Annotated in this window: 19 protein-coding genes; 3 read left to right on the plus strand and 16 right to left on the minus strand. The window is 71.0% G+C overall.

Features of this window, described 5'->3' with window-relative positions; genetic code table 11:
• Positions 1-6 precede the first annotated feature (6 nt).
• The gene (gene era / locus AB0436_RS03490; RefSeq protein ID WP_366465970.1) at positions 7-948 is read right to left on the minus strand and encodes a GTPase Era; all 942 of its coding nucleotides are present in this window, start codon (positions 946-948) and stop codon (positions 7-9) included.
• A 194-nt stretch (positions 949-1142) separates the two neighbouring features.
• Here era and AB0436_RS03495 point away from each other — a divergent pair, with 194 nt between their 5' ends.
• Complete coding sequence (locus AB0436_RS03495) at positions 1143-2438, plus strand: ammonium transporter (RefSeq protein ID WP_366466146.1); 1296 nt, start codon at positions 1143-1145, stop codon at positions 2436-2438.
• 13 nt (positions 2439-2451) lie between these two features.
• Entirely contained in the window at positions 2452-2790 is a 339-nt protein-coding gene (locus AB0436_RS03500; RefSeq protein ID WP_366465971.1) for a P-II family nitrogen regulator, read from the plus strand.
• Positions 2791-2875: 85 nt separating this feature from the next.
• On the opposite strand, the gene AB0436_RS03505 is transcribed toward AB0436_RS03500, so the two are convergent.
• From AB0436_RS03505 to AB0436_RS03540, 8 genes are all read right to left on the minus strand, one after another.
• Positions 2876-3244: a cytidine deaminase gene (locus tag AB0436_RS03505; RefSeq protein WP_366465972.1), complete on the minus strand. Its 369-nt coding sequence runs from the start codon at positions 3242-3244 to the stop codon at positions 2876-2878.
• Between the two features lie 51 nt (positions 3245-3295).
• Positions 3296-3649 (minus strand): MmcQ/YjbR family DNA-binding protein, encoded by a 354-nt coding sequence (locus AB0436_RS03510; protein ID WP_366465973.1) that lies wholly within the window; start codon positions 3647-3649, stop codon positions 3296-3298.
• 26 nt (positions 3650-3675) lie between these two features.
• On the minus strand, positions 3676-4965 hold the full coding sequence (locus AB0436_RS03515) for a hemolysin family protein (RefSeq protein ID WP_366465974.1): 1290 nt from the start codon (positions 4963-4965) through the stop codon (positions 3676-3678).
• Positions 4962-5459, minus strand: a complete 498-nt coding sequence (gene ybeY / locus AB0436_RS03520; protein WP_365849986.1) for an rRNA maturation RNase YbeY — start codon at positions 5457-5459, stop codon at positions 4962-4964. The genes AB0436_RS03515 and ybeY overlap by 4 nt, the downstream gene beginning before the upstream one ends.
• A gap of 43 nt (positions 5460-5502) precedes the next feature.
• The gene (locus tag AB0436_RS03525) at positions 5503-6510 is read right to left on the minus strand and encodes a PhoH family protein (RefSeq protein ID WP_366465975.1); all 1008 of its coding nucleotides are present in this window, start codon (positions 6508-6510) and stop codon (positions 5503-5505) included.
• Between the two features lie 151 nt (positions 6511-6661).
• The gene (locus AB0436_RS03530) at positions 6662-7765 is read right to left on the minus strand and encodes a PfkB family carbohydrate kinase (RefSeq protein ID WP_366465976.1); all 1104 of its coding nucleotides are present in this window, start codon (positions 7763-7765) and stop codon (positions 6662-6664) included.
• A gap of 101 nt (positions 7766-7866) precedes the next feature.
• Positions 7867-9177, minus strand: coding sequence for a glucarate dehydratase family protein (locus AB0436_RS03535; protein ID WP_366465977.1), 1311 nt, complete (start codon positions 9175-9177; stop codon positions 7867-7869).
• On the minus strand, positions 9174-10100 hold the full coding sequence (locus tag AB0436_RS03540) for a 5-dehydro-4-deoxyglucarate dehydratase (protein WP_366465978.1): 927 nt from the start codon (positions 10098-10100) through the stop codon (positions 9174-9176). Before AB0436_RS03540 ends, AB0436_RS03535 begins: the two co-directional genes overlap by 4 nt.
• A 113-nt stretch (positions 10101-10213) precedes the next feature.
• Between AB0436_RS03540 and AB0436_RS03545 the strand changes: the two genes are divergently transcribed.
• Entirely contained in the window at positions 10214-10996 is a 783-nt protein-coding gene (locus tag AB0436_RS03545) for an IclR family transcriptional regulator (protein ID WP_366465979.1), read from the plus strand.
• Positions 10997-11039: 43 nt separating this feature from the next.
• On the opposite strand, the gene AB0436_RS03550 is transcribed toward AB0436_RS03545, so the two are convergent.
• The 7 genes from AB0436_RS03550 to AB0436_RS03580 all read right to left on the minus strand — a co-directional run bounded on the left by AB0436_RS03550 (position 11040) and on the right by AB0436_RS03580 (position 19448).
• Positions 11040-12098 carry an adenosine deaminase gene (locus tag AB0436_RS03550; RefSeq protein ID WP_366465980.1) on the minus strand — a complete coding sequence of 353 codons (1059 nt, stop codon included), beginning with the start codon at positions 12096-12098 and terminating at the stop codon, positions 11040-11042.
• 10 nt (positions 12099-12108) lie between these two features.
• Positions 12109-13053, minus strand: a complete 945-nt coding sequence (locus AB0436_RS03555) for a ribonuclease Z (protein WP_366465981.1) — start codon at positions 13051-13053, stop codon at positions 12109-12111.
• A 5-nt stretch (positions 13054-13058) separates the two neighbouring features.
• Entirely contained in the window at positions 13059-13418 is a 360-nt protein-coding gene (locus AB0436_RS03560) for a histidine triad nucleotide-binding protein (RefSeq protein WP_366465982.1), read from the minus strand.
• A 273-nt stretch (positions 13419-13691) separates the two neighbouring features.
• Positions 13692-16901 (minus strand): S41 family peptidase, encoded by a 3210-nt coding sequence (locus AB0436_RS03565; protein WP_366465983.1) that lies wholly within the window; start codon positions 16899-16901, stop codon positions 13692-13694.
• An 88-nt stretch (positions 16902-16989) separates the two neighbouring features.
• Positions 16990-17493 (minus strand): hypothetical protein, encoded by a 504-nt coding sequence (locus AB0436_RS03570; RefSeq protein ID WP_366465984.1) that lies wholly within the window; start codon positions 17491-17493, stop codon positions 16990-16992.
• A gap of 126 nt (positions 17494-17619) precedes the next feature.
• Complete coding sequence (locus AB0436_RS03575) at positions 17620-18378, minus strand: 16S rRNA (uracil(1498)-N(3))-methyltransferase (RefSeq protein ID WP_366465985.1); 759 nt, start codon at positions 18376-18378, stop codon at positions 17620-17622.
• The gene (locus tag AB0436_RS03580; protein ID WP_366465986.1) at positions 18375-19448 is read right to left on the minus strand and encodes a nitronate monooxygenase; all 1074 of its coding nucleotides are present in this window, start codon (positions 19446-19448) and stop codon (positions 18375-18377) included. Before AB0436_RS03580 ends, AB0436_RS03575 begins: the two co-directional genes overlap by 4 nt.
• Positions 19449-19758: the final 310 nt, after the last annotated feature.

Genomic DNA, 19758 nt, shown 5'->3' on the forward strand with positions numbered 1-19758 from the left:
GCCCGCTCAGAAGCCCAGTTTCCGCAGCTGCTTCGGGTCCCGCTGCCAGTCCTTCGCGACCTTCACGTGCAGGTCGAGGAAGACCGGTGTGCCGAGCAGGGCCTCGATCTGTTTGCGGGACTTCATGCCGACGTCCTTCAGCCGGGCCCCCTTGGGCCCGATGATGATGCCCTTCTGGCTCGGCCGCTCGATGTAGACGTTCGCGTGGATGTCGAGGAGCGGCCGGTCCGCCGGGCGGTTCTCGCGAGGCAGCATCTCCTCGACGACGACCGCGATGGAGTGCGGCAGCTCGTCCCGTACGCCTTCCAGCGCGGCCTCCCGGATGAGCTCGGCGACCATGACCAGCTCGGGCTCGTCGGTGAGGTCGCCCTCGGGGTACAGGGGCGGGCTGAGCGGGAGCAGCGGGGCGATGAGGTCGGCCAGCAGGGAGACCTGCTTGTCGCCGACGGCGGAGACCGGGATGATCTCGGCCCACTCGAAGCCGAGTTCGGCGGCGAGCTGGTCGATCGCGATGAGCTGCTCGGCGAGCTGCTTGCCGTCCACCAGGTCGGTCTTGGTGATGACGGCGATCTTCGGGGTCTTCTTGATCCCGGCGAGTTCCTTGGCGATGAACTTGTCGCCGGGCCCGAGCTTCTGGTCTGCGGGCACGCAGAAGCCGATGACGTCGACCTCGGCCCAAGTGGTCCGCACCACGTCGTTGAGGCGCTCACCGAGCAGCGTGCGCGGCTTGTGGAGACCGGGGGTGTCCACCAGGATCAGCTGCGCGTCCGGGCGGTGCACGATACCGCGCACCGTGTGGCGGGTGGTCTGCGGACGGCTGGAGGTGATCGCCACCTTCTTGCCGACGAGAGCGTTCGTGAGAGTGGACTTGCCCGCGTTGGGGCGGCCGACGAAGCAGGCGAAGCCGGCCCGGTGGGCGGCTTCGGATGACTGGCTGTGAACGCTCATGGCGCCCATTCTCCCCGATCGGCCGGTCCCCGCCGACCAGGCCGGCGCCCGGTGAGCTTCCGGCAATGCTCCCGCAACACGAAATATGGACGAAACACGGGTGCAGCCACCTGGAAACGCAGACAGGCGAACCTCTACGGACCGTACCGGGAGAGGTGGACCCCCTTGTGACGCTCGCGACGCCTGCGACACCCCTGACCACACTGGCGGCCGGTATCGACACCGGCGACACCGCCTGGCTGCTCGCCGCGACCGCCCTTGTGCTGCTGATGACGCCCGGCCTCGCGCTCTTCTACGGCGGCATGGTCCGCAGCAAGAGCGTTCTGAACATGCTGATGATGAGCTTCGTCTCGATCGCGCTGGTCACCGTGGTGTGGCTGATCGCGGGCTACTCGCTGTCCTTCGGCGACGACACCGGCGCCGGGCTGATCGGTGGTCTCGGCCACATCGGCATGGCCGGGATCGGCCCGGGCAGCGTCCAGGGGTCCGTCCCGACACTGCTCTTCGCGACCTTCCAACTCACCTTCGCGATCGTGACGGCGGCGTTGATCAGCGGGGCGATCGCGGACCGCGCGCGATTCGGCGCCTGGCTGGTCTTCGTCCCGCTGTGGACGCTGCTCGTATACGTTCCGGTCGCGCACTGGGTGTGGGGGCCCGGTGGCTGGATCGTCGCGGACCTGAAGGCGCTGGACTTCGCCGGCGGCATGCCGGTCGAGATCTGCTCCGGCGCTTCGGGGCTGGCGCTGTGTCTGGTCCTCGGGCCGCGGCTCGGCTTCCGGAAGGACGCGATGCGCCCGCACAACATGCCGATGGTCGTGATGGGTGCCGGACTGCTCTGGTTCGGTTGGTTCGGCTTCAACGCCGGCTCGGCGCTGGGCGCCAACGGCCTGGCGGCCGCGGCCTTCCTCAACACCCTCGCGGCGGGCTGCACCGGCCTGCTCGGCTGGCTCTTCGTGGAACAGCGCAGGGACGGCCACCCGACCACGCTGGGCGCGGCGTCCGGTGCGGTGGGGGGCCTCGTCGCGATCACCCCGGCCTGTGGTTCGGTCGGTCTGGTCGGGGCGCTGGTGGTCGGGCTGGCGGCCGGCGTGCTCTGCTCGTACGCCGTCGGCTGGAAGTTCAAGCTCAACTACGACGACTCGCTGGACGTGGTGGGGGTGCACCTGGTCGGCGGCATCGTGGGGACCCTGCTCATCGGCCTCTTCGCCACCTCGGCGATGACCGGTGGCCCGGAGGGCCTGCTGTACGGGGGCGGTTTCGGCCAGCTCGGCCGGCAGGCGGTCGGCGTGGTGGCCGTCGGGGTGTACGCCTTCGCCGTCACCTACGGCATCGGGAAGGCCATCGACCGGCTGACCGGCTTCCGGGTGGAGGAGGAGCACGAGTATCAGGGCCTGGACCTGACGGTGCATGCCGAGAGCGCCTACGATCATGGCGTGCTGGGACACGGTTCCCCGCTCTCCGCCTCCGCGACGCAGAAGGTCAAGCCATGAAGCCGGTCACGCGATGAAGCTGATCACGGCGGTTGTGAAACCGCACAAGCTCGACGAGGTGAAGACCGCCCTCCAGGAACTCGGCGTCAACGGTCTCACCGTCACCGAGGCCAGCGGTTACGGCCGTCAGCGGGGCCACACCGAGGTGTACCGGGGCGCCGAGTACCGCGTCGATCTGGTGCCGAAGGTGCGTATCGAAGTCGTGGTGGAGGACGCCGAGTTCGATGCCGTCATCGACGCGGTGGTGGGCGCCGCGCAGACCGGGAAGATCGGCGACGGCAAGGTCTGGGCCGTGCCGGTCGAGACGATCGTCCGGGTCCGGACGGGCGAGCGCGGCCCCGACGCGTTGTGACCTCGGGTCCCGGCGGGGGTGCGGCCTGCGGCCGCTTTGTCCTCAAACACCGGACGGGCTTGCTTCTCCCCCACCGGGAATGAGGTCAGGCTGCCGGGACGGTGGAGCGGAGGGTGCCGTCGGGGGTGGCGAGCAGGACGGGGGTGGACGGGCCGCCGAGATCGCGTACAGCGGCACGGTCCTCGTCCGTGACAGCCGCCGCTTCGCCGACCACGGCCGCCGCCTCCAGCGACTGCGCGCCGCTCGCCACCGCCATCGCGACGGCGGTCCTGAGCGCCGAGAGCTTCAGCGATGCGAGGGCCACGGTGCCCGCGACGTAGGTGCGCCCCGTCTCGTCCCGCACGGCTGCGCCCTCGGGTACCCCGTTACGGGCCCGCGCGCTGCGCGCCAGGGTGATGATCTTGCGGTCCTCGGCGTCGAGGGCCCCGGCATCGGTGTCGGTGTTGTCGCTCATACGCCGAGCATAGGGTGATCCACCCGGCCGGTGACCGGGGCGCCCGGTGTTTCAGGGCCGGTCGAGCCGGAGGCGTTCGCCCTTCGGCAGACCGGCCACCACCAGGTCGTACGAATCCTCGATGAGCTCACGGACCTGACGGTCGGGCAGCAGCCCGACCGTCACCGTGTTCCAGTGGCGCTTGTTGAGATGCCAGCCCGGCACGATGCCCTCGTGGGCGGCGCGCAGCCGGACCGCCTCGTCCGGGTCGCACTTCAGGGAGATCTGCAGCGGGTCGCCGTCCAGTTGGGTGAGCGCGAAGACCTTCCCGCAGACCTTGAACACCGAGGTCTCCGGGTTGAAGGGGAACTCCTCGGTCGCGGCGTTCAACTCCAGGCAGAAGGACCTGAGTTCCTGCGGTGTCATTCCGGTGTCCCCTTCACTCGGCTGCCTCACTCGGCAGTCTTCGCCGTCTCGACCGGCTCGGCGAGTACGGTGACGATCTTGTTCCGGCGGCCGGCCGGGGACTCCGCGGTGAGGCGCAGCCGCCGCCCGTCCGGAAGGTCGACCACGGCCGACGCGCCCGCGATCGGCACCCGGCCCAGCGCCTTGGCCAGCAGACCGCCTACGGTCTCCACATCCTCGTCGTCGAACTCGTCCAGGCCGTAGAGCTCGCCCAAATCGTCGATGTCCAGGCGGGCGGTGACCCGGAAGCGGCCCTCGGCCAGATTTTCCACCTGGGGGAGCTCGCGGTCGTACTCGTCGGTGATCTCCCCGACGATCTCCTCCAGGATGTCCTCGATGGTCACGATGCCGGCGGTGCCGCCGTACTCGTCGATGACGACGGCGACGTGATTGCGGTCCTGCTGCATCTCGCGCAGCAGATCGCCGGCGTTCTTGGTGTCCGGCACGAAGACCGCGGAGCGCATCGCCGTGGAGACCAGATCGGTCTCCGAGTCCCGGTTGATGTGGGTCTTTCTGACCAAATCCTTGAGGTAGACGATGCCGACGATGTCGTCCTCGTTCTCGCCGGTCACCGGGATCCGGGAGAAACCCGAACGCAGCGCCAGGGTGGTGGCCTGACGGATCGTCTTGGAGCGCTCGATGCAGACCAGGTCGGTGCGCGGGACCATCACTTCGCGTACCAGGGTGTCGCCCAGCTCGAAGACCGAGTGCACCATCCGGCGCTCGTCGTCCTCGATGAGCGACGCCTGCTCCGCCAGGTCGACCATGGAGCGCAGCTCCGCCTCGGAGGCGAACGGCCCCTTGCGGAAGCCCTTTCCGGGCGTCAGCGCGTTGCCGATGAGGATCAGCAGCTGGGGGACGGGGCCCATCACCCGGGCCAGCGGCAGCAGCACGTAGGCCGCCGCGGTCGCGGTGTTGAGCGGGTGCTGGCGGCCGATGGTGCGCGGTGAGACACCGACCGCGACATAGCTGACCAGGACCATCACGCCGATGGCGAGGGTCAGGGCCTGCCAGGTCTCGGTGAACTCGTGCAGGCAGACGTAGGTGACGAGGGAGCCGGCCGCCATCTCGCAGGCCACCCGCACCAGTAGCGCCACATTGAGATAACGGGTGGGATCGGCGGCGATCTGCGCCAGCTTCTCGCTGCCGCGCCGCCCGGACCGGGCGGCCTCGGCCGCCCGGAACGTCGACGTACGCGCGATGCCGGCCTCGGCGCTCGCCGCCAGCCACGCGACGACGACCAGGGCGACCGCGCCGACGATCAGCTGGGTGGTCATGAAACGGTCGGCGCCGGGGAGGGACCTGTCAGTCCCTTCTCCGTCCGCCAGCCGTCGACGATGGCCGCCTGGAGACCGAACATCTCGGCCTTCTCGTCGGGCTCCTCGTGGTCGTATCCGAGCAGGTGCAGCACACCGTGGACGGTGAGGAGTTGGAGCTCCTCGTCCATGGAGTGCTGGGTCGGCGCCTCGTCGCCCTGCTGCTTGGCGACCTCGGGGCAGAGCACGATGTCACCGAGGAGCCCCTGCGGGGGCTCCTCGTCGTCCTTGGCCGGCGGACGCAGCTCGTCCATCGGGAAGGACATGACATCGGTCGGGCCGGGGAGATCCATCCACTGGATGTGCAGTTGTTCCATGGCGGCGGTGTCCACCACGATCACCGAGAGTTCGGAGAGCGGGTGGATCCGCATCCGGGTGAGGGCGTACCGGGCGATGTCGAGGATCGCCTGCTCGTCGACCTCGGTTCCGGACTCGTTGTTGACGTCGATCGACATGGTGCGGGGGGACTCTCTCGTTCAGTGTCGCAGCCGGTTGATGTCACAGCCGGTGCTGGCTGTCGTGCTTCTCGTACGCGTCGACGATACGGCCGACGAGCTTGTGCCGGACGACATCCTGCGAGGTGAGCCGGGAGAAGTGCACATCGTCGATGTTCTCCAGGATGTCCTGCACCTGGCGCAGACCGCTCTTGGTGCCGCTCGGCAGGTCGACCTGGGTGACATCGCCGGTCACGACGATCTTCGAGTCGAAGCCGAGCCTGGTGAGGAACATCTTCATCTGCTCGGCGCTGGTGTTCTGCGCCTCGTCGAGAATGATGAACGCGTCATTCAGGGTCCGCCCCCGCATGTAGGCCAGCGGCGCCACCTCGATCGTCCCGGCCGCCATCAGCCGGGGGATCGAGTCCGGGTCCAGCATGTCGTGGAGGGCGTCGTAGAGCGGGCGCAGATACGGGTCGATCTTGTCGAAGAGAGTGCCGGGCAGGAACCCGAGCCGCTCCCCCGCCTCGACCGCGGGCCTGGTCAGGATGATCCGGCTGACCTGCTTGGACTGCAGGGCCTGCACCGCCTTGGCCATAGCAAGATAGGTCTTGCCGGTGCCTGCCGGACCGATGCCGAACACGATGGTGTTCTTGTCGATGGCGTCGACATATCGCTTCTGGTTGAGGGTCTTGGGGCGGATGGTGCGCCCGCGGCTGGAGAGGATGTTCTGGGTGAGTACCTCGGCCGGCGTCTCGCCGCCGGGCTCCCCCTCGCCGTTCTCGCTCGCGCGGATCATGGCGATCGAGCGTTCCACTGCGTCCTCCGTCATCGGCTGCCCGGTGCGGAGCACCAGCATCATCTCGTCGAACAGGCGCTGGATCAGGGCGACGTCCGCCGCCGTTCCCGTGACGCTGATCTGATTGCCCCGGACATGGATATCGGCTGCCGGGAACGCCGATTCGATCACGCGCAGCAACACGTCCCCCGACCCGAGGAGCATCACCATGGGGTGTGCGGCCGGGATCCTGATCTGGGCACGCGCCTGCGGCTGTGTGGGTGACTGAGTCATGGGCCGGCCCTCAGGCCTGCACATACCTCCCGTTGCAGGGTTGTCGCTGCTCGACAACCTCTGGAGTACCAGCGTACGACTCCGCGCTGACAAGCCCGTAGGGCTTTTACGTCCTGTCGTGCACGGGCCAGGCCGGATCCCGCGTCCCCGGTCATCCGGAGCGGCCGAATCCGATCGTCGGTACGGCTCTGCGCAGTGGCCACGCCCGCGACGTGGACGGCAGCAGCTCCGCCAGGAAGGCGTACCTGCGCAGCGCCTCGGGATCCTGATCCTCGTACGCGTTGACCTGCTGCCACCATGCGGCGATCTCCACCCAGCCGGGCGCGGACAGCGAACCGCCGAACTCCTGGACGGAGAGCGCAGCGGTCAGCCCGGCGAAGGCCAGCCGGTCGGCGAGCGGCCAGTCCGCCAGTGTCCCGGTGATGAATCCGGCGACGAAGACATCACCGGCGCCGGTCGGATCGAGCGCTTCGACGGCGATCGCGGGCACCGAGGCCGTCTCGCCGGTCGCACCGTCCACCGCGTACGCCCCCTCCGCGCCGAGCGTGACCACCGCGAGCGGCACCTTCTCGGCCAGCGCCCTGGCCGCCGCCCGCGGGCAGTCGGTACGGGTATAGCGCATCGCTTCCTCGGCGTTGGGCAGGAAGGCCTCGCAGTGCTCCAGGTCGGGCAGCGCGGCGAGGTCCCAGCGGGCGGTGTCGTCCCATCCGACGTCGGCGAAGACCCGGGTCCCGCGGCGGGCCGCGTGCGCGACCCACTCCTCCCGGCGGCCCGGTCCCAGGGAGGCGACGGCGGCACGCGCGCGTGGCGGGCAGCCCGGAGCGGGGTCCGTCACGTCCGCCGGGAGCGGGGCCTCATGGCCGTGCGAGACCATGGTCCGCTCCCCCTCGTACGCCATGGAGACGGTGACCGGCGAGTGCCAGCCGGGAACCCGGTGCGACTTCGACAGATCGATGCCCTCGCCCTGTTCCAGAGCGTCCCAGCAGTATTCGCCGTAGTGGTCGTCGCCGAAGGCCGCGGCGAGCGAGGTGCGCAGCCCCAGCCTGGCCAGTGCGGTGGCCATATTGGCCACTCCACCGGGGCTCGAGCCCATGCCGCGCGCCCAGGACTCGGTGCCGCGAACGGGCGCGGAGTCGAGGCCGGTGAAGATGATGTCGAGGAAGACCGTGCCGGTCAGATAGACGTCACAGGGCGGATCGTCGGGTCGGCGGGTCTCCTTCAGCGGATCGAGGGCGGGCTCGGCAGGTACGGCCACCGTATGCTCCAACGGGTCGCGAACAGGCCAACGGTGCGGATCACAACAGTCTGCACCACCGGTCCGGCAGGAGCATGGACATGCCTTCCGTCCGGACGCCGTTACCAGCGGGGCAGCGCCGGGGACGTCCAGTCCTCGTAGCCCTTCGCCTTGCGCATCGCGGTGGCGTCGTCGCGGTCGCGCATCGCTCCGTCGTCGTCGAGCCAGCGCCGGTGGAGGCGGGCGAGGGCGTCGCGGTCGAGCTCGACTCCGAGGCCGGGGGCCTCGGAGACCGGGAGGCGGCCGTCGCTGAAGACGTGGCGGGTGGTGATCACGTCGTCGGTCTGCCACGGGTAGTGGCTGTCGCAGGCGTAGTCCAGATTGGGGACGGTGGCGGCGACATGGGTCATCGCGGCGAGGCTGATGCCCAGGTGGGTGTTGGAGTGCATGGAGAGACCGACCCCGAACGCGCGGCAGATCGCGGCCAGTTCACGGGTGGCGCGCAGGCCGCCCCAGTAGTGGTGGTCGGAGAGCACGACCTGGACGGCGTCCTTGAGGAAGGCCTCGCGGATCTCCGGGATCGTCGTGACGCACATGTTGGTCGCGAGAGGCACCTCCGTACCGGCGGCGACCTCGGCCATGTTCGGCGTGCCCGACGTCGGGTCCTCCAGGTATTCGAGTACGTCCGCCAGCTCGGCGGCGACCTCGAGCGAGGTCTCCGGGGTCCAGCCGCCGTTGGGGTCGAGGCGCAGCGGGTGGCCGGGGAACGCCTCGGCCAGAGCCTTGATCGCGGCGATCTCCTCGGCGGGCGGGAAGACGCCGCCCTTGAGCTTGAAGGAGGTGAATCCGTATTCGTCGACGAAGCGCCGCGCCTGGGCGACGATGCCCGCCGGGTCGACCGCCTCGCCCCAGGTGTCGGGCTCGCCGGCACCGTCCGGGTGCTCGGCCCAGCGGTAGAAGAGGTACGCGCTGTACTCGACGGAGTCCCTGACCTTGCCACCGAGCAGCGCGTGCACCGGCAGGCCGCGGACCTTGCCGAGCGCGTCGAGGCAGGCGACCTCGAAGGCCGAGATGATCGACAGGCGCAGTTTGTCCGCGGTCTGGACGCCGCGCAGACCACCGACGTCGACCGTGTTCTCGATCCGCGCGGCGTCCACTCCCACCTGCTCGGCCAGCGGGACCAGACCGTTCAGGTCGGCTATCGAACGGCCGGGCATCAGCTCGGCGTACGGACGGGCGATCTCCAGGTACTTGGTGTCTCCGTAGGTCTCGCCGACGCCGGTGACGCCGTCCGCCGTGACGATCTCGACGACGAGGCGCGGGGTGTAGGGCTGGTGCACTCCCTGCACATTCAGCAGCGGCGGGTCCGCGATCAGCACCGGGGTGAGCCGCACTTCGGCGATCTTCAGGCTTCGGGGCGTGGGGCGGGTCATCGGGTGGCTCCTACGAGGTCGAGTCCGGTGGCGAGCAGTGCGTCGAGCGTCGCGAGGTCGTCGGGGCCCGGGTCGGTCAGCGGTGCGCGGACCGGGCCGACCCGGCGGCCGCGCAGCCGGGCGGCGGCCTTGACCAGGGACACCGCGTAGCCGGGGACCCGGTCGCGGAGTTCGACCAGCGGCACGTAGAAACCGCGCAGCAGCTCGTCCGCGCGGGCGTGGTCGCCCTCGCCGAGCGCCGTGAAGAAGGCGCCGGCGATCTCCGGGGCGAAGGCGTGCACGGCGGACGAGTAGGCGGGGATGCCGACGGTGGCGTAGGCGCGGGCCTGGACCTCGGCGGTGGAGGCGCCGTTGAAGAACAGGAAGCCCTCCGGTGCGGCGAGCGTCAGCCGCTGGAGCCGGTCGAGGTCGCTGTGCCCGTCCTTGAGCCCGATGACGCCGGGGATCGCGGCGACACGGCGCAGCGAGTCGGCGGTGAAGGCGACCTGGCCGCGCTGGTAGGCGATGAGCGGCAGCCGGGTGCGGGCGGCGATCTGCGCCAGCTGGGCGACCAGGCCGTCCTGCGGTGCGGCGACCAGGTAGTGCGGCATGACGAGCGCCGCGTCGGCGCCCGCCTCCTCGGCGATCCGGGCGAACCGGACGGCCTGCGCCCAGCCGTAACCGATACCGGCGACCACCGGGACCCGGCCTGCGGCCACTTCGACCGTGGTGGTGACGACCTGGCGGTACTCGTCCTCGTCGAGCGAGAAGAACTCGCCGGTTCCGCAGGCCGGGAAGACCGCGCCGGGCGCGGCCGCCAGCTGGGTCTCCAGATAGGCCCGGTAGCCCTCGATGTCGAGTTCCCCCGTGGCGGTGAAGCTGGTCAGGGGGAAGGAGAGCACCCCTCGCGCCATGCCTCCCCTGAGCCGGTCCGCAGTGTCCATCGCCGCCGCCTCCGCTGTCTCCGCATGTAGATGCTGTCTACGCATAGAGACAGACAGTAGATACGTGAACGGGGAGCGTCAAGGAGCCTGCCGGGGCGCCTTAGAATTCGCGCATGCCAGAGACCGGAGGCGTACGCGAGGTGAAGTCGGCGGGCCGCACCGTCGAACTGCTCGAAGTACTGGCCGCACGCGGCGACCGGCCGGCCCGGCTGCGCGAGCTCGCGGAGGAGCTGGGCGTACCGCGCAGTTCCATGTACGCCCTGCTGCAGACCCTCATCGACCGCGGCTGGGTGCGCACCGACGCGACCGGATCGCTGTACGGCATCGGCATCCGCGCCCTGCTCACCGGGACCAGCTACCTGGACACCGATCCCCGGGTGCGTGCGGCGAAGCCCTATCTGGACGAGGCCTCCACCGCGCTCGGCGAGACCATCCACATGGGCCGGTTCGACCGCGGTGACGTCGTCTATCTCGCCACCCGCGAGTCACACGAATACCTGCGCACCATCAGCCGCGTCGGCCGCCGGCTGCCCGCGCACGTCGGCGCACTGGGGAAGGCGCTGCTCGCCGAGCGCGACGCCGGCGCGCTGCCGGAGGGTGAGCTGGAGCGCTTCACCCCGAACACCCTCCCCGACCGGACGGCGCTCACCGCGGACCTGCTGGGCGTACGCGAGCGCGGCTATTCGATCGACCGCGAGGAGGGCGTCTCCGGCATCGTCGGGTTCGGCTTCGCGCTGCGCTACGACGCGCCGGCCGTGGACGCCATCAGCTGCTCGGTGCCGGTGGCCCGGCTCACCGACGAGCACGAGCGGCAGATCGTGGCGACGATGCGCGAGGTGCGGCTGAAGATCGAGGCCGCCACCCCGGCCCTGCCGGGCGCGCCGGGCTGGCTCTGAGCCGCCGCCCCGGCCGTCCGCCGGGACGGCGTGCCCCGCTGCGTCAGCCCAGGTCGAGGTCCGCGCCGAAGTCGTACGCCGCCACCTCGGCCAGGTAACGCGCCCTGAGCTCCTCGTCGTCGTCCAGGAAGGCGGCCAGGAAGGAGTTGCGGGCCAGCGTGCGCAGCTCCTCGTGACCGAGTCGCAGGGCCTCGTGCACGGCGTGGAAGGTGTCTCCGGCGTAACCGCCGAAGTACGCCGGGTCGTCGGAGTTGACCGTGCACAGCAGCCCGGCGTCCATCATCTGCCGCAGCGGAAACTCCTCCAGGGTGTCCACCGCCCGCAGCCGCACGTTCGACAGCGGACAGAGCGTCAGCGGCACCCGGTCGCGCACCAGCCGCGCCACCAGCTCCGAGTCCTCGACGGACCGCAGCCCGTGGTCGATCCGCTCCACGCCGAGCACGTCCAGGGCCTCCCATACGTACGCCGGCGGGCCCTCCTCCCCCGCATGGGCGACCTTGCGCAGCCCCAGCGCGCCGGCCGCCTCGTACACCTCGCGGAACTTCGACGGCGGGTGCCCGACCTCGGCCGAGTCGAGGCCGACCGCCGTGATCCGGTGCAGATGCGGCCGAGCGGCCTCCAGGGTGCGCAACGCCGAGTCGGCCGAACGGTCGCGCAGAAAACACATGATCAGCCGGGTGGAGACGCCGTGGCGCTCCATGCTCCGCTCGAGAGCCCGGGAGATCCCCTCGACCACCGTCGCGATCTCGACTCCGCGCGCGGAGTGCGCCTGCGGGTCGAAGAAGATCTCCGCATGGCGTACGCCCTGGGCGGCGGCCCGGACGAGATACGCCTCGGTGAGCTCTTCGAAGTCCTCGGGTGTGCGCAGCACGGTCATCAGCCCGTAGTACAGATCGAGGAACGACTGCAGGTCCTTGAAGAGGTATGCCTTGCGCAGCGACTCGGTGTCCGAGAACGGCAGCTCGACACCGTTGCGCGCGGCGAGCGCGAACGCCAGCTCCGGTTCCAGAGTGCCTTCGATGTGCAGGTGTAGCTCGGCCTTCGGCAGGTGATGCGTCGGGAGGTGGTCCGTGGGCAGGTGGTCCGTCGGGAGAGGGGGCATGGGATCTCGCTCAGTTCGATGGGTTCGGAGTGCCAGGTCGTGCCGGAACGTGCCGGGTGGGCACGGGGACCCGCATCAGGTCGGCGGCAATGGTCAGTTCGCCGTCGAAACCGGCGGTGCGCGCCTGCCGTGCGAATGCCTCGGGGTCGGCATAACGCTGCGAGAAGTGCGTCAGTACGAGGTGCCGTACGCCCGCGTCCCGCGCCACCCGGGCAGCCTGGCCGGCGGTCAGGTGGCCGTATTCGGCGGCCAGCCGCTCGTCCTCGTCGAGGAAGGTCGACTCGATGACCAGCAGATCGCAGCCCTCGGCGAGGCGGTGGACACCGTCGCACAGCCCGGTGTCCATGACGAACGCGAACCGCTGCCCGCGCCGCACCTCGCTGACCTGGTCGAGCGTCACCCCGCCGACCTCGCCCTCGCGTTGCAGCCGGCTGATCTCCGGCCCGGTGATGGAATGCTCGGCAAGCTTCGCGGGCAGCATCCGGCGCCCGTCGGGTTCGGTCAGCCGGTAGCCGTACGACTCGACGGGGTGCCGCAGCCGGTGCGCCTCCAGTACGTACGCCGGTGTCTCGGCCAGCACGATGCATTCACCGGTGGCCGGTGCCTGCACCATCCGGACCGTTTCCCGGTACGCGGTGGAGTACCGCAACCGGTCGAAGAACTGCTGCCCGCTCGCCGGATAGTGCGCGGTGACCGGGTGCGGGACCCGGTCCAGGTTGATCCGCTGGATCACTCCGGCCAGGCCCAGCGAGTGGTCGCCGTGGAAGTGCGTGACGCAGATCCGGTCGATGTCGTGCGCGGCGACCCCGGCGTGCAGCATCTGACGCTGGGTACCCTCGCCCGGGTCGAAGAGGATGCCCTCGCCGTCCCAGCGCAGCAGGTAGCCGTTGTGGTTCCTGAGCCGGGTCGGCACCTGGCTGGCGGTACCCAGCACCACGAGTTCGCGTACGGACAACAGAACTACCCGGGGGGCCAGTTGAGGCCGCGGCCGCCCAGCACGTGGGCGTGCGCGTGGAACACGGTCTGGCCGGCGCCGGAGCCCGTGTTGAAGACGATGCGGTAGCCGGTCCCGTCGATGGTGTCCTCGGCTGCGACCCGGCCCGCTTCGTTCAGCACGTCCGCGGCGATCTGCGGCTCCGCCACGGCGAGCGTCTGCGCGTCCGGGTAGTGCGCCTTGGGGATCACCAGGACGTGCGTCGGAGCCTGCGGGTTTATGTCACGGAAGGCGACCGTGGTCTCGGTCTCGCGGACGACGGTTGCCGGGATGTCCCCCGAGACGATCTTGCAGAACAGGCAGTCGGGCTGCGGCTCTCCCGCCATGCGGAGTCTCCTCGGTCGGTGATGATCTGTACGCGGCCCATGCTAGCGGGGACGTGCGGGTGCGACCTGCTGCCGGGCTGTGGGTGACCTCAATCGCCGGCCGGGCAGGAAGTGGGCGGCGCCGCAGGCAGGATCGGCGGTCGTGGTCGCTTGTGCACGCACGATCGCACTCAGGGGAGCCAAATCCAGCCCGCCCTGGGGGCACCTCCCAGCCCTAGCCGGGGGACGTTTGAGGACCGGGGGTCCGGGGGCGGGGCCCCCGGGGAGGGTGGATCAGCTCCGCGGCAAGTCGGGCGGTGTCTTGGCCGGGGTCTCCGCGAGCGTGGCCAACGCGATACGGATCGCTTCGTCCAGTTGCGGATCACGCCCCGCCACATGGTCCTGCGGTGCCTGCACCACCTCGACGTCGGGGTCGACACCGTGGTTCTCGACGCCCCAGCCGTACCCCTCCAGCCAGAAGGCATACTTGGGCTGAGTCACCAGCGTCCCGTCGACCAGGCGGTACCGGCTGTCGATGCCGATGACGCCGCCCCAGGTCCGCGTACCGACCACCGGACCGATGCCCAGCGCCTTGATCGCGGCGTTGACGATGTCCCCGTCCGAGCCGGAGAACTCGTTGGCCACGGCGACCACCGGCCCCCGCGGCGCGTCGCCGGGATAACTGGAGGGACGCATACCGCGCGGCAGGTCCCAGCCCACGATCCGGCGGGCGAGCTTCTCCACGACCAGCTGCGAGGTGTGGCCGCCGCGGTTCTCCCGGACGTCGACCACCAGGCCGTCCCTGGCGACCTCCACCCGCAGGTCCCGGTGCAGCTGGGCCCAGCCGGCGCCGACCATGTCGGGGACGTGCAGGTAGCCGAGGCGGCCACCGGAGTGCTCATGCACGTACGCCCGGCGGTCGGCCACCCAGTCGTGGTAACGGAGCGGTTCCTCGTCACCGGTGGGCACCACCACGACATGGCGCGGCTCGCCGCCGCCGGCCGGCGCGACGGTGAGTTCGACCGGCTTGTCCGCCGCACCGGTGAGCAGCGGACCCGGCCCGGTACGCGGGTCCACCGGGTGGCCGTCGACGGCCAGGATCGCGTCACCGGCACGCATCGCGACTCCAGGGGCGCTGAGCGGGGCGCGCGCCGCCGGGTCCGAGGTCTCGGCGGGCAGGATCCGGTCGACGCGCCAACGGCCGTCGTCCCCACGGGAGATGTCGGCGCCCAGCAGTCCCTGCCGGGTCGCGTCGTCGCGCCAGCCGCCCGGCGGCGTCACGTACGCGTGCGAGGTGCCCAGTTCACCCTGGACCTCCCACAACAGGTCGACCAGGTCGTCGTGGGTGGCGACCCGGGCGAGGACCGGGCGGTAACGGTCGAGTACCCCGGCCCAGTCGACGCCGCCGAGGTCCGGCCGCCAGAAGTTGTCCCGCATGATGCGGCCGGTCTCGTCGTACATCTGCCGCCACTCGGCAGCCGGGTCGAGGGTGCGGCGGATCCGGGACAGGTCGACGGTGATGTCGCTGTCCGAGTCCTCGTCCGGATCGGAACCGGAGACCCTGCTGTCGGACGGGACGACACGCAGCTTGCCGTCCATGTGCAGCACCAGCCGCTTGCCGTCACCGCTCACCTCGAAGTGGTCGACGTCGGAGGCGAGTTCCTCGTGGCGGAGTTTCTCCAGGTCGTACCGCTCCAGGACGGTACGCGGCCAGGGCGCGGCGGGCGTGGCCCTGGTCGTGCCGAGCACACCGTGCAGCGGGTGACGCAGCCAGAGCAGGCCGTCCTTGGCCGCGCGCAGGGTGGAGCAGCTGGCGGCCTCCACCGGCAGCGGCACGATCCGGTCGGCGATCCCCTCCAGATCGATCCGGGTGACCGGCAGTGCGCTGGGGTCGTGCTCGTCGGCGTCCTTGTCCTTCTCGGTCGGGCGGCCGTGGCGCTGCGGCCCGAACGGGGAGGGGGTGGTGGCGGCGAGGGTCAGCAGATGCGGGCGGCAGGCGCCGATGAACGCCAGGTCGAAGACGTGTGCGTCGTAGATCGGGTCGAAAGCCCGCTCGGAGAGGAAGGCCAGGTGTTTGCCGTCGGTGGTGAAGACGGGCTGGAAGTCCCGGAAGCGCAGTGGCGTCGCCTCGGCCACCGAGAGATCCGCGAGGTGCGCGAGCTTCAGCTGGCGCAGCGGCTCCGGGCCCGGGTGCGACCAGGCGAGCCATGCCGAGTCGGGCGAGAAGACCAGCCCCGACGCGTCGCCGTGCTCGCTGCGGTCGACCTCGTGCACATCGCCGGTGTCCCGTTCGACGATCAGCACCCTGCCGTCGTGCGCGGCGACCGCGAACCGGCTGCCGTCGGGGGCGGCCGCCAGGCTCAGTACCCGGCCGAGACGTCCCTGACCGAGGCGGCGCGGCTCGGCGTCCGGCGCGGCGCCGGTGGCCGGCGCGCACTCCAGGGCGTCCTCGCCCTCCGCGTCGGTGACCCAGACGACGTGCTCGGCGCCGTCGGCCCGGAAGGTACGGGGCAGTCTGGCCCGCACCCCCGGCTCGGTGGCGAGCGCCCTGGCCGGCCCCTCCCGGTGGGTGACCCAGTGGACGGCGCCCCGCGATTCGACGGCGCTGCCCCGGCCGGTACGGTCCGGGGACGCTGTGTGCAGGTGGTGCCCGCCGTTCACGACGTGCGGCTGGAGGTCGGCACGCTGGCCGCCGAGCCTGACGTCCAGCCGGCGCGGTGCGGCCCCTTCGAGGTCGTCGACGATCCACAGTTCGCCCGCCGACGCGTAGACCACCCGGGTCCCGTCGGTGGCGGCCTGCCGGGCGTAGAAACCGTCAACTGCCGTATGGCGGCGGAGGTCCGAGCCGTCGGGGAGCGAGGAGTACAGCGCACCGACGCCCTCGTGGTCGGAGAGGAACGCGGTCCGGCCCGCCACCCACATCGGGCACTCGATGTTCCCGTCGATGTCCTCGTGGAGCCGTACGAAGTCGCCGCCGGTCTCCCCCGTCCACAGTTTGCCCGCCGTGCCGCCCCGGTACCGCTTCCACTTGGCCGCCTCGCGGCCCATGGTGGCCGACAGCAGCAGCACCCGCTCGCCCGGCCCGTAGGCGAGGGAGCCGAGCGGGCCGTACGGCAGGGTCCGCGCCGGACCGCCGTCGACCGGGACGGCCCGCGCCCAGCTGCGGCGCAGTGAGGCCTGGCCGTAGGTGCTGATGGCGAGCACATCACCGCCGGGGGTCCAGCCGCGTACGGACGTCCGGGCATCGCCCCAGTAGGTCAGGCGCTGGGAGGGGCCGCCGTCGGTGGGCGCGAGATGCACCTCGGGGGCGCCGTCCCGGGTGGACGTCCAGGCGACCCGTTCGCCGTCGGGGGATATCCGTGGATGGTCGACGGGCCGGTTGTCGGCGCTGACACGCCAGGCGCGGCCGCCGTCGAGCGGGGCCAGCCAGACGTCGTCCTCTGCGGTGAAGGCGATCGAATCGCCCTGGACATGCGGAAACCGGAGATAGGCAGGGTGCGTCACATGGATCACCCTAGGCCGTGATCCGGTGCGCCGGACCGGAGTTGTGCGTACTGACGGTGTGCGGGCCGGCCGGGCGCCGCCCGGTGGGTCACTTGCCCGGGTACCTGGTCACCGTCACGGTGACGGTCGCTGTCGGCCCGGCCCCGCCGTTGCCCGGCGGGGCGGCGTCGCTGCTCGACGGGGCGGCGTCGCAGTTGCCCAACACGGTCGCGCGGAAAGCGAGTTCGCCGCCCACCGTGCCGGTGAGGGCGCCCCGCACGCAGCGGCCGTCGACCGCCTTGGTCACCTTGCCCTTGATGGTGATGTCCTTGCGGTCCTTGGTCCTGCCCTGGCAGTCGACCTTCGCCACGCTGTGCACGTCCGCGGTGGGCGAGGGTTTCTTGCTCCTGCCCAGATCCGCGGTGCAGGTCAGCCAGTCGACGCGTAAGCCGTGGTGCTCCAGCGCGCTGGTGCCGGTGCGGTCGGTGGTGTAGGCGACCGATGCGGTGTCCAAACCGTCGACGGGGTCGCAGGCCGCGACGCCCGCGAGGGTGGCGGCGGCGGTGATGGTTGCCGCGAGGATCCTTCTGTACGTTGCTCGTCCTGCCCCCATGCAGGGCAGCGTCCCACGGGGGGGTGGGGCCCGGTAGGTGACTTGCGGCCATGTCACTCGCGTGGGCGAACCGCCCTGGGAGGAGCAGGACCTGAGCCGGAGCCCGAGAGCCGCAGGCCCCGCCCGCTACCCCCACCGCCCCGTCCGGGCCAGCAGCAGACCCGCCGCCACCGTCCCCGCCGTGGACGTCCGCAAGACGCTCCGCCCCAACCGGTACGCCCCCGCACCGGCGTCGGCGAACGCCGCCAGCTCCTCCGGCGACACCCCGCCCTCGGGCCCGACGACCAGCACGATCTCCCCGGCCGACGGCAGCGCGGCACTCGCCAGGGCTCCGCTCCGGTAGGTCCGGTCCTCATGCAGGACCGCCCCGAAATCCGCTTCGGCCAGAAGTGCCGCAACCTGTTTGGTGCTCATGGCGTCCGCGACCTCCGGGAAACGGGTCCGGCGGGACTGCTTACCGGATTCGCGGGCCGTACTGCGCCACTTGGCCAGGGACTTGGCGCCGCGTTCCCCGCGCCACTGGGTGATGCAGCGGGACGCCTGCCAGGGCACGATCGCGTCGACGCCGGTCTCGGTCATCGTCTCCACGGCGACCTCCCCGCGGTCGCCCTTCGGCAGGGCCTGGACGACGGTGATGCGGGGGGCCGGCGGCGGTTCCTCCTGCCGGGCGCCCAGCTCGACCACCAGCCGGTCCTTGCCCTCGGCGGCGCGGACCACGCACTCCGCCCAGCGGCCGCCGCCGTCGGTCAGTACGACGGTCTCGCCCGTCCGCAACCGCTTCACGGACACCGCATGCCGGCCCTCCGGCCCGTCGAGTACGAAGGTGCCGTCCGGGCCCGGCTCGGTGCGACGGAGGTCGTCGACGACGAAGACGGGGGCGGTCATGAGCAGTCGTCCGCCGCCAGGGCGGCGCGCGCCGCCTCCAGTTCCGCGACCAGCACCTCGACCAGCTGACCGGCCGGCAGTTCGCGGGCGAGTCGGTGGCCCTGGCCCGCCCACAGCGCCATGCCCTGGGCGTCGCCCACCGCGGCCGCGGCCCTGCGCAGCCCGGCGGTGAGGTAGTGCACCTGCGGGTAGGCGGCGGGTGCGTACGGACCGTGCTCGCGCACGAAACGGTTGACGAGGCCCCGCGCGGGACGACCGGAGAACGCCCGGGTGAGCTCGGTACGCACGAACAGCGGATTGGTCAGCGCCTGCTTGTGCAGCACGTTCGCCCCCGACTCGGGACAGGCGAGGAAGGCGGTGCCGAGCTGCGCCGCGTCCGCGCCCGCCGCGAGTACGGCGGCGATCTGGGAGCCGCGCATCAGCCCGCCGGCGGCGATGATCGGCAGCTGCACGGTCTCCCGCACCTGGGTGATCAGCGAGAGCACCCCGATGCCGGTCCCGTCGGTCTGCGGGTCGTCACGGTGGGTGCTCTGATGCCCGCCGGCCTCGATGCCCTGGACGCACACCGCGTCCGCGCCGCACCACTGCGCGGTCTGGGCCTCGTCCGGTGTGGTGACGGTCACGATCGTGAAGGTGTCGACCCGGTCGAAGGAATCGAGGACGTCGCGGGGCGGGCAGCCGAAGGTGAAGGAGACGACCGGCACCGGGTCGTCGAGCAGCACGGCCAGCTTGGCCTCGTACCCGTCGTCGGAGCTGCCCTGCGCGTCGCCGAGCGGCGTCTCGTACCAGGTCGTCTCACCGGCGAGCTGATGGCTGTAGACCTCGACGGCGGAGGGGTCGGAGTTCTCCGGCTGCGGCATGAAGAGATTCACGCCGAAGGGCAGACCGGTCTGCCCCCGCAGCTGTTTGATCTCCTCGTACATACCGTCCGCGGTCTTGTACCCGCCGGCAAGAAAACCCAGTCCGCCCGTCTCGGAGACGGCGGCGGCGAGCTGCGGGCCGGAAGCGCCGCCGGCCATGGGGGCCTGCACGATCGGATATCGGCAGAGACCGGCGAATGCGGAGGACATGACCGCATCGTGCCACGTCCCCCGCAGCACACCGAATCGACATCATCGTCCGGCCGCGAGACGGCTTACCGGCCGTTGGCCCCGTTCTCCCGGGGGACGACCCCCGGACCCCCAGCCGCGCAATCGGCCGCGCCTACCGACCGTTGAACGCGTCCTTGAGCCGCGAGAACAACCCTTGCTGCCCCGGCTGACTGCATCCCCCGGGGGACGACCCCCGGACCCCCAGCCGCGCAATCGGCCGCGCCTACCGACCGTTGAACGCGTCCTTCAGCCGCGAGAACAACCCCTGCTGCCCCGGCTGACTGCATCC

It is taken from the genome of Streptomyces sp. NPDC051322 (assembly GCF_040689485.1).
GTDB lineage: Bacteria > Actinomycetota > Actinomycetes > Streptomycetales > Streptomycetaceae > Streptomyces.

Coding starts and splice junctions, on each gene's coding strand:
- era (WP_366465970.1), bottom strand. CDS start 948: ATGAGCGTTCACAGCCAGTCATCCGAAGCCGCCCACCGGGCCGGCTTC.
- AB0436_RS03500 (WP_366465971.1), top strand. CDS start 2,452: ATGAAGCTGATCACGGCGGTTGTGAAACCGCACAAGCTCGACGAGGTG.
- AB0436_RS03505 (WP_366465972.1), bottom strand. CDS start 3,244: ATGAGCGACAACACCGACACCGATGCCGGGGCCCTCGACGCCGAGGAC.
- AB0436_RS03510 (WP_366465973.1), bottom strand. CDS start 3,649: ATGACACCGCAGGAACTCAGGTCCTTCTGCCTGGAGTTGAACGCCGCG.
- AB0436_RS03515 (WP_366465974.1), bottom strand. CDS start 4,965: ATGACCACCCAGCTGATCGTCGGCGCGGTCGCCCTGGTCGTCGTCGCG.
- ybeY (WP_365849986.1), bottom strand. CDS start 5,459: ATGTCGATCGACGTCAACAACGAGTCCGGAACCGAGGTCGACGAGCAG.
- AB0436_RS03525 (WP_366465975.1), bottom strand. CDS start 6,510: ATGACTCAGTCACCCACACAGCCGCAGGCGCGTGCCCAGATCAGGATC.
- AB0436_RS03535 (WP_366465977.1), bottom strand. CDS start 9,177: ATGACCCGCCCCACGCCCCGAAGCCTGAAGATCGCCGAAGTGCGGCTC.
- AB0436_RS03540 (WP_366465978.1), bottom strand. CDS start 10,100: ATGGACACTGCGGACCGGCTCAGGGGAGGCATGGCGCGAGGGGTGCTC.
- AB0436_RS03545 (WP_366465979.1), top strand. CDS start 10,214: ATGCCAGAGACCGGAGGCGTACGCGAGGTGAAGTCGGCGGGCCGCACC.
- AB0436_RS03550 (WP_366465980.1), bottom strand. CDS start 12,098: ATGCCCCCTCTCCCGACGGACCACCTGCCCACGGACCACCTCCCGACG.
- AB0436_RS03560 (WP_366465982.1), bottom strand. CDS start 13,418: ATGGCGGGAGAGCCGCAGCCCGACTGCCTGTTCTGCAAGATCGTCTCG.
- AB0436_RS03570 (WP_366465984.1), bottom strand. CDS start 17,493: ATGGGGGCAGGACGAGCAACGTACAGAAGGATCCTCGCGGCAACCATC.
- AB0436_RS03575 (WP_366465985.1), bottom strand. CDS start 18,378: ATGACCGCCCCCGTCTTCGTCGTCGACGACCTCCGTCGCACCGAGCCG.
- AB0436_RS03580 (WP_366465986.1), bottom strand. CDS start 19,448: ATGTCCTCCGCATTCGCCGGTCTCTGCCGATATCCGATCGTGCAGGCC.